Raw genomic sequence first — 7,852 nt, forward strand, 5'->3', positions numbered from 1 at the left:
AATTTTGCAGAATTAAAAAAAGAGAAATCTTGATCTGTTTTGATCTGTTACAATTCGAGTAAAAAGCTGTTATCTCCTAATGTTATCTTGTTTTTAATTACAGAGTCTATTTTGACTTGATCACCAATAATGGAGTTCTCAGTGATTATTTTTTTGAGATAACAGTTATCCCCAATTACCACATTTTTCAAATTACAATCTTCAATTACACAATTTTTTCCAATACTCACATAAGGCCCAATAACTGAGCGGATTATTACAGTTTCTTTTCCAATTGCGCATGGATTTTTAATAATTGAATTTTCTATTTTAGAGATCTCGCCCTCAACTCGAGATTGATGTGCTTCTAAAAGAATTCGATTACCATTCAATAATGCTTCTGGTCTTCCAAAATCAAGAATCCCATCCGGAAATGGTGCGCTTAACAGTTTAAACCCTTCATTAACTAATTGCTGTAATGCAGGGGTAAATTGAAATTCCCGTCGTTGCTTAATCCCTTGTGCAATCTCAAATTCGTGTTGTCTATACTGTTCTTCTAATATTGAAAAAAGTCGTTTAATTGTTTTAGCTTTAAAAGCATATACTCCTGAAATAGCTTGGGTAGAATTAGTCTGTTTTGGCTTTTCTACCATTTTAATAATGAAATTATTTTCATCTGTCTCTAGAATTCCGTAAAATTGAGTTTTTTCTGGAGGAACAATCATTGAGCCGATTACGCCATCATTTTCTGGTTGACTTAAAGCTTCAACTATGAACTGGTAATCTCTTACAGGAATCATATCACTAAGAAATATCAAAGTGTCATCTGGATTTCTGCCAGGAGCAATTACATCATCAGTTGTCTCAAACCACTCTTTGGTAAGCAAAATTGCATGCCCCAATCCTGAAAAATAAGGAATATCTGCTTGATAGCCCACTGGAATTTGTTCAATGTAGTCAATTGCAAATTTTTCTGAATATGTTTTATTCATATAATCCATAATCTGTTGGCTTTTATAGCCTGTTATCAAACATAATGGGGTTTTTTTTGGAAGATTTGCACCAATTTTTGTTAAAATATGATCTACTCCTCTAGATCCTGCAATAGTAACAAATCCTTTTGGTTTACTAAATGTGAATGGACGTAATCGTTGACCAACCCCTGCAATTGGAAGAATTAGTTTCATAGTTATGTGTACCTTTTTTGATGCAAATTATTAAAACTTATTCGCACTTGTTTGCCCTTGATTTCTTTATAGAGAAGATTTCTTATAGAGATGACGCTAATTAAAAAATATGGTAGATATTCATCTAGGAAAAAAAACACTTCGTCTTCGTTTTATTGACATTTTTACCATAATAATGTTAGCTATTATTTACACCTTAGTTGCTGTTGTTCGGGAAGGAACTCCCTTATATTCAGCAATTGAAAATATTTCTATATGGTTTCGGGAATTTGGAACCAATTCTACCCAATATCTTCTAATTGCCTTTTTAATTTCTATTATTGGAAATAGTTCTGTAATGATTATTATCCCTTATGTTTTAGTGATATATACTTTAGCAGTTGAAAACCCTACTGAGTGGGTTTGGATTGGACTTTTAAGTGGTCTTGGTGCTGCTTTAGGCGAATTTATTAGTTATTATATTGGAAGATTAATAGGATCTGCAAAAAAGGTTAGAGAATCTGAAGTAGGTGAAAAATTTCACCGTATGCGTGAACAATTTGAACGAAACCCTAAAGTAGTTCCCCTTATTGTGTTTATATTTGCAGCAAGTCCTTTACCTGATGATATGATTTTAGTTCCCATGGGTTTAATGAAATACCCTTATTATAAAACTTTTCTTCCGTGTGTTATTGGAAAAACAATTCTAACAGGGATTACATGCTTTTTAGGATATGTTGTAGGAAGTATTGATCCAAATTTCTTTGAAGATGTGGTTAATTATTATTGGTGGGGACCGATTGTGTATTTATTCAAACCTTCACCAACAGTTAATCCCCAATCTGATCTTATCAGTTTCAGTTCTGTTTTTATTTTCATCTGGATTTTCTTAAGTATTAATTTTGATAAAATGATGATGCGTGGAAGTAAAGAAAGGAAAGAATTTGAGAAGATGTTGATTAATGGAGGCATTTTTACATTTGATGAATTCATAGATAAATTCCACATTCTCAATCATGAAAAATTCAAAGAGTTTATGGATGAATTGGTAGAAAAATTAGATCCATTAACTCAAAAGGATCACAAATACAAGATTGAACCAGTTATTTCAAAGAAAGAGGCGTATAAATTAAGTTTTGAATTTGTGCAGTATTTCTTTTCAACTGAAGGATTAAAATAATCTCATGTCTTTCAAGTTAGATTGAATAGTGCGAATAAGTTTAAAAAATTTAACCTATTTCACGCCTGCCTCCCCTATACTAACGTTTTAACGACTAATTGACGCAGATATCAGTGCAATTATCCAAAAAGTCAACTATAATACCACTAATTTTTCCAACTATGATATAGTGTGGGAATTATAATTTTGCTAAATCCATTTTTCAAATCGGTTAAATTTTTTACCACTTCTTGCTCAAACTCATGTATATTTGAAAAATCATTTTTCCCAGATCTTGAGATAAATCAGATAAACTAATTTACACCATCAGGAAGATGATTGAAATTTGAAATTTTCGTTTTCCAAGAAATTCAAGATAAAACCGATAAACCATCAAGAAGTTGATTTTCCCACTCTAGTCTTTCGGTTAATTAAGCTCATGATTGACTTGAAGGATATTTAAAATTACTCGGTTTAGAGGTGGGTGGGGTGGGGGGGCAGAAAGGAAAATAAGGAGGAAATCTAGCTTTTGAATTTTAAATTTTATTTATGTAGAGTTATTTTTATAGAAAAAGGAACTTAATAACTTAAGAGGGTGATAGTATGTTGAACAAAAACCGAAAGAAAATTACAGAGAAAATATCACAATTACCTAAAGGGGAGAATTCTCCAAGCGGAAAGTATTGGTGTCTTACTTGTAAAAAATTATTTGTTTTGGACAAAGCAGAATGTCCTTATATGACGAAAATGTGTGTAAACACACCTATTTCCATTGAACAAAAACCTCCAGAATCTACAATCTGCCTAGAACGTTTTGGATTATTTTATCCGAAATTTCCTCTTAGATTGATGAATCTGGCACTTATTCATTTCTTAGATGGGATGGATGAAGTGCAAAAGGCTAAAAAATTGGAGGATATTGGTGAAGAATTGGTGAAAACCTATATTTCATTTTTGGATGAATGGAAAATTGAATATAAAAATGAACCTTTGCAAACAATTAAGAGTCCATTAGCACACCTTTGACATTCTGTTGTGCATGTTAAAATGTAGTTGGTTCTGAAAAAAAAAAAATTAACCGTTATACGCTTTAGCGTTTTTTATAGAGGTTAATAATGATTCATGGTTTACTTGTCGTCTTATTTCATTGTCATTTTGTTGATCAAGGATTTGTTGATCAAGGCGTCGGTTTTCTTCTATTATCCATTGTTCTTGCTTCATAAAATTCAACTCATAAATAAAAATAGTCAAACACCGAAAAACGGTTGTTTGCATTTATTTAAAATTAGAAAAATTATCTTAGTTTAATAAATTAAAGCTATGTACTAAAGTTTGCGAGATTTCTTCTTTTTTTCTCAAAAACTATTTTTTTTAAGGCAAAGAGGGTATTTTTTTAAACAAAATAATCTTCATATCTAAATTTAAAAACCATTTTAGATGATCCATACTTATAGTAATATGATCACATTTTCACTACTTTTGGTCAAAAATAAATAATAAATGATCCATCAATTGTTATAAACTCTTAAATTTGTGTCTTCGCCATTGGATGAATAATTCACATTTTCTTTCCGTTAGTGAATGATATAAAGAAGTTTCTTTAATCATTGAAGAAACGGGATTACCTCTAATATGAAACAGAAATAGAGATGTTAAATTCCTTATTTCATTTGGAACATTGATGAATGCGACTTAGAATGAAAAAGTTAAGGAAGTATTAACCTCTAAGAATCGTATCCAAATCTTAGCAAAATAATTAATATCTGTAATATAATTAATTACTTAGTATGACTCCAAACATGGTGACAGTCACCAATAGAGGAATGTTAACCATTCCTGCAAAAATAAGGAAAAAATTGAACATAAAGGATGGAAACAAAATATTAGTGAGTGAAAAAAATGGGTACATCATTTTAAAGCCAATTATCGATTTCACTAAAGAAGAAAATAAAATTTTTACCTATGAAGAAATGGTGGATCTTATGAAGAAAATAGAATCTCAAAAAGAGATTGATATTGAATTTGAAAATAGAGATCCATTTTAGATTTATTTAGAATTGCATTGGAGGCTGAAATATGAGTGAAATTTTAATTGATACGGGGATTATCCTAAACCTCCTGACAAAAAATCCTCCCCAGAAATTAAAAAATCTAATCAAAAACATTCAAAATCAAAAATATAAAACCGCGACAATTCAACCTATAATTTTAGAGGTATCAAGGTGGTTAGTTAAAACGAAGAAGAAAACAGAAATTAATGATATAATTTATTCTCTACTTCAAAGCTATAATATTACGGCTTATCCTTTAATTGAATTAAAATATTTTATCTCAGCAGGGATATTAAGACACCAAATTCCTCAATTATCAACAGTGGACGCACTTCTGTATATTTTTGCAAAAGAAATGGGATTTTCTGTTCACACGACTGATAAATCAATGGTAGATGGTATTAAAAAAAAATTTCCTTCATCAAAAATTCAATATTATAAGTATTTAAAATAAAAAAATCTGGGATAACTATTACAGCAGATAGAAGAGCCTATAAGAAATTTCTTAATCACAAAATACCTGTTATGATTAATAAGGATATTGCGGAGATTGAGCATGTATTCTGAATAGAATTACTCCATAAGGATTACCTGTTTCGGATATTGGGATTCGTACATATTTGGATTGGATTTCAGATCAATTCCATAGTTAGAATTGCAGTTGCTTCATGTTCCATAGCTTAAAATTTAATTATGATCAGTCAGTGCGAATAAGTTTTTTTTTATATATTGCGATTTGATTATATTTATTTCCATTTTTTTTTCGATTTTTCAGAAGTGATTTTGAATTTCGAGGTGTTTTATCCATAAAACCTGTAATTCCATATTTTTTCATGTATTTCTTTCTTTCAACTTTAAGTTGTTGGATTAATTTTTTATTTCCGCTTTTAATGGCTAACAATCGAATTATTCCCTCTGAAAAGAGATTATCTAAATTCTTTGAATTCATAAATTCTCTTCTACTTTTTTCATCATTAATTATTGCAATACCACTTTTTTCAAAAACTTGCAAGTGTGAATGAAATTTTAGAAATGTATCTTGATTGATGAAAATATGATATAAATTCTTAAGATCTTTGAAATCTTGAGAAAACTTCTGTATTGGGTTATTTACAATGCGTAAAACTTCTAATTTGATTAAATTTTTTATTTGTGATGGAATTTGTGAGATTTTATTTTCATCAAGATTTAATATTTCTAAATTTGGTAATTTAAGAATTTGTTCGGGAATTTCTTTTAAATTACAATTATTTATATGAAGTTCTTTTAAGGATCGTAATTGATTCATATTCTTTGGAAAATCAAGATGATTAATATTTGTCAAATGGAGCTCTGTCAATTTCTTTAACTTTATCAGAGATTCAGGTAAAGATAGAATATTACTGTTAGATAAATATACTTTTGTTAGCTTAGGGAGGACACTCCATTTGATTTTATTTAATTCAATTTTTTTTCCTGATATTGATAATTCCTCCAAATTTTTCCAATAATTGATTACTAAAGGAAATTTGGATAAGGAATGATCAATGATAAATATGCGTTTCAATTTTGTTAATGATTTCAATGCAATGGGTAATAGTATTATTGGTTCAGATTCAATACTTATTTCTTCCAAGTTCTTCAATTTACCAAACCATTCAGGAATTTTGGTAATATTATTCCTAAAAAATGAGATTTTTTTTAAATTTGGTAATTTAAGAATTTGTTCGGGAATTTCTTTTAAATTACAATTATAAAATTTTAAATCTTTTAAAAATGGTAAATTGAAAAGAGAAAGCGGGATTTTTGAAACATGTATTTTTTCTAAAACAACTTTTTCGATATGCCCTCTTTCATTTACAGTATAGGGCTCCTCGAATATATAACTCATTCCATGATCTTGATCTTCTTCATTAAAAACATTACTCAGAATAAAATTAAATTCGTCTGCAAATTTTTGTTCGATCTCAGTTGATATTGGATATTCTTCCATTGAGGAAAACATACGTATTGTCGTTATTGAATTGAATTAAAACTTTGATATTAATCAGAAATTAATCAACCAAAATTATTAAATTTATAAAGCATATACAACAAATTTAATTGTAAATTAATCCAACATGTTCTTTGTGATCTGAATTTTGCAAAGGAATTCAACTTTCCATTAAAATGCGATATAAATTTTAACCGAAAATGAATTCACTTTTCAAATGAATAGCATTACTGAGATAATTAAAAGCTATATTTCACAACTTGTAATATAGTCAAAGTATTATGTGGAATTTCTTTAATTTCTTTTCTGTCGTGTGAAAATGTATCCTTTCAAGTAAACAAAAAGCAATTGAAATGCAATCATTATAGGATAACATGTTTCTATGCTGACATGTCAATATTCCTGCCTGATTTATTATTTGATTATTTAATCCTACTTGCATTATTGGATATTATTCCAACAATTCGGCCACGCGAGATAAAGAGAGCGATTTTCCCTGCAGGATACAAAAAATATGATTAATAACTTCTAAAATGGTCGTTTTCATAACGAAAGCTGTTTTTTCATTTTTTTGAATTGAATTGAATAATTGAATCATTTTTTCATTTTGTTCCTTTCCAGTCAAAAGAACAATTATTCCTGTATCGAGACACACACTAGATTTTGGATTAAAATTCATTTTCAAGACTGATTTCATCACCATTTAATTTTTCTATTAATTTCTCATAATCTTTAGATGAAAAAGTTCGAAATATTTCTAAATAATTCTTATTCAAAGGAATTATGATTATCTCATCACCTAAATCTAGTATTTTACATTTATCTCCAGGAGTTAAATTATATTTTTTTCAGATTTCTGGTGGAATGGTAATCATCCCCTTTACATTAATCGTAGATACTTTATTTGACATTTTGTCTGCAAAATTAGTAAAATGATATCAATAATAAATTAATTGATATACAATACATAAAAAAAGATATATTAAAATCGAAATGATATTTTTTATATCAAATATACATTAATTTTTTTAATTTATGTGATATTAATTATATCATGAATCAAATAAATTTCCGTATCAATAATGAAGATCTAAAAATCGCCAAGATGATATCGGAAACTACCGGAATTTCTCTTGCCGAAATTGCAAGAAAAGCATTTCTTAATAATTTAAAGCCTAAAAGGATAGAAATTGCTTTTAATCTATTGAAAGAAGGAAAATGTGGATTTAAAAAAGCATGGAAAATTTCAGGTATGGAGTATATAGAATTTCTGGCAGAATGGGCGAAAAGAGATGCAAAAGAAATTATTCCAGAAGAATTTATTGAAGAACACTTGAAATGGGCATTAAACTATGATATTAGAAAACTAATGAAGAATTCTGATTAGGTTAAAAAATTTGTAAGACCTAAGTTTTTTGATCATCGCACTTATGTGTTATAATCGAATCATTTAAATCTCCTCGAATCTTTGCTTTCTTATGTGGATATGGAGCATTCTTATTCTTATTTTACTCATTGGAGGAAT

Annotated in this window: 9 protein-coding genes; 6 read left to right on the plus strand and 3 right to left on the minus strand. The window is 28.7% G+C overall.

The window, feature by feature from the left end; genetic code table 11:
• Positions 1–47 precede the first annotated feature (47 nt).
• Positions 48–1,166, minus strand: coding sequence for a sugar phosphate nucleotidyltransferase (locus ACXLDF_RS02890; protein WP_457556989.1), 1,119 nt, complete (start codon positions 1,164–1,166; stop codon positions 48–50).
• Positions 1,167–1,275: 109 nt separating this feature from the next.
• Here ACXLDF_RS02890 and ACXLDF_RS02895 point away from each other — a divergent pair, with 109 nt between their 5' ends.
• The 4 genes from ACXLDF_RS02895 (at position 1,276) to ACXLDF_RS02910 (ending at position 4,809) form a co-directional block, all read left to right on the plus strand.
• Positions 1,276–2,325 carry a VTT domain-containing protein gene (locus ACXLDF_RS02895; RefSeq protein WP_457556990.1) on the plus strand — a complete coding sequence of 350 codons (1,050 nt, stop codon included), beginning with the start codon at positions 1,276–1,278 and terminating at the stop codon, positions 2,323–2,325.
• 582 nt (positions 2,326–2,907) lie between these two features.
• The gene (locus tag ACXLDF_RS02900; RefSeq protein WP_457556991.1) at positions 2,908–3,330 is read left to right on the plus strand and encodes a hypothetical protein; all 423 of its coding nucleotides are present in this window, start codon (positions 2,908–2,910) and stop codon (positions 3,328–3,330) included.
• Between the two features lie 761 nt (positions 3,331–4,091).
• Complete coding sequence (locus tag ACXLDF_RS02905; RefSeq protein ID WP_457556992.1) at positions 4,092–4,349, plus strand: AbrB/MazE/SpoVT family DNA-binding domain-containing protein; 258 nt, start codon at positions 4,092–4,094, stop codon at positions 4,347–4,349.
• 31 nt (positions 4,350–4,380) lie between these two features.
• Positions 4,381–4,809: a PIN domain-containing protein gene (locus ACXLDF_RS02910; protein WP_457556993.1), complete on the plus strand. Its 429-nt coding sequence runs from the start codon at positions 4,381–4,383 to the stop codon at positions 4,807–4,809.
• A gap of 243 nt (positions 4,810–5,052) precedes the next feature.
• On the opposite strand, the gene ACXLDF_RS02915 is transcribed toward ACXLDF_RS02910, so the two are convergent.
• Positions 5,053–6,339: a leucine-rich repeat domain-containing protein gene (locus ACXLDF_RS02915; RefSeq protein ID WP_457556994.1), complete on the minus strand. Its 1,287-nt coding sequence runs from the start codon at positions 6,337–6,339 to the stop codon at positions 5,053–5,055.
• A 439-nt stretch (positions 6,340–6,778) separates the two neighbouring features.
• Entirely contained in the window at positions 6,779–7,006 is a 228-nt protein-coding gene (locus tag ACXLDF_RS02920; RefSeq protein WP_457556995.1) for a hypothetical protein, read from the minus strand.
• Positions 7,007–7,110: 104 nt separating this feature from the next.
• Between ACXLDF_RS02920 and ACXLDF_RS02925 the strand changes: the two genes are divergently transcribed.
• Both ACXLDF_RS02925 and ACXLDF_RS02930 read left to right on the plus strand, forming a co-directional pair.
• The gene (locus ACXLDF_RS02925) at positions 7,111–7,263 is read left to right on the plus strand and encodes a hypothetical protein (protein ID WP_457556996.1); all 153 of its coding nucleotides are present in this window, start codon (positions 7,111–7,113) and stop codon (positions 7,261–7,263) included.
• Between the two features lie 118 nt (positions 7,264–7,381).
• Positions 7,382–7,714, plus strand: a complete 333-nt coding sequence (locus ACXLDF_RS02930; protein WP_457556997.1) for a hypothetical protein — start codon at positions 7,382–7,384, stop codon at positions 7,712–7,714.
• The last annotated feature ends 138 nt before the right edge of the window (positions 7,715–7,852 follow it).

The organism is Candidatus Harpocratesius sp. (assembly GCF_054039255.1).

Excerpts from the sequence above, each read along its gene's own strand:
- ACXLDF_RS02890 (WP_457556989.1), bottom strand. The coding sequence starts at position 1,166 with ATGAAACTAATTCTTCCAATTGCAGGGGTTGGTCAACGATTACGTCCA.
- ACXLDF_RS02925 (WP_457556996.1), top strand. The coding sequence starts at position 7,111 with ATGATTATCTCATCACCTAAATCTAGTATTTTACATTTATCTCCAGGA.
- ACXLDF_RS02915 (WP_457556994.1), bottom strand. The coding sequence starts at position 6,339 with ATGTTTTCCTCAATGGAAGAATATCCAATATCAACTGAGATCGAACAA.
- ACXLDF_RS02900 (WP_457556991.1), top strand. The coding sequence starts at position 2,908 with ATGTTGAACAAAAACCGAAAGAAAATTACAGAGAAAATATCACAATTA.
- ACXLDF_RS02905 (WP_457556992.1), top strand. The coding sequence starts at position 4,092 with ATGACTCCAAACATGGTGACAGTCACCAATAGAGGAATGTTAACCATT.
- ACXLDF_RS02920 (WP_457556995.1), bottom strand. The coding sequence starts at position 7,006 with ATGAATTTTAATCCAAAATCTAGTGTGTGTCTCGATACAGGAATAATT.
- ACXLDF_RS02930 (WP_457556997.1), top strand. The coding sequence starts at position 7,382 with ATGAATCAAATAAATTTCCGTATCAATAATGAAGATCTAAAAATCGCC.
- ACXLDF_RS02910 (WP_457556993.1), top strand. The coding sequence starts at position 4,381 with ATGAGTGAAATTTTAATTGATACGGGGATTATCCTAAACCTCCTGACA.
- ACXLDF_RS02895 (WP_457556990.1), top strand. The coding sequence starts at position 1,276 with ATGGTAGATATTCATCTAGGAAAAAAAACACTTCGTCTTCGTTTTATT.